This is a genomic window from Sutterella massiliensis, from assembly GCF_016899755.1.
In the GTDB taxonomy this organism is placed as follows: Bacteria; Pseudomonadota; Gammaproteobacteria; order Burkholderiales; family Burkholderiaceae_F; genus Sutterella; species Sutterella massiliensis.
In genome coordinates this window covers 1-276 of sequence record NZ_JACJJC010000411.1, presented here as the reverse complement: position 1 = coordinate 276, position 276 = coordinate 1, and the positions used below count along the sequence as shown (strand labels likewise).

At 39.1% G+C, this 276-nt stretch carries 1 protein-coding gene; it reads right to left on the bottom strand.

Annotation, left to right across the window (positions count from 1 at the left end):
• Positions 1-2: 2 nt before the first annotated feature.
• Positions 3-276 (bottom strand): terminase small subunit (locus tag H6A60_RS13125; RefSeq protein ID WP_205105306.1); only part of this gene is annotated, 274 nt, incomplete at its 5' end.

Sequence of the window (276 nt, the reverse complement as noted above, 5' to 3'; positions counted from 1 at the left end):
CATTAGTGGACTTCCATACCGGTTATAACTTTGATGGGATTTTCTGTGTCGCCAGAGTGTTGGAGCTTATTGATAAGCCCTAATTTCTGTGCAATAATGCTCGGATTATATGCGCCAACCGCCGCCCCTTCAAGCTGATTTGTATCAATAATTTCACGTATACACGCGATGACGTTGGAAAAATCTTTATCTTTTTCCGTTGCTAAGTCGCCCTTTTCTTTAATAGCTACCTCAAATTCATTGAAATACTTAGAATGACAATCCAGATATATACAC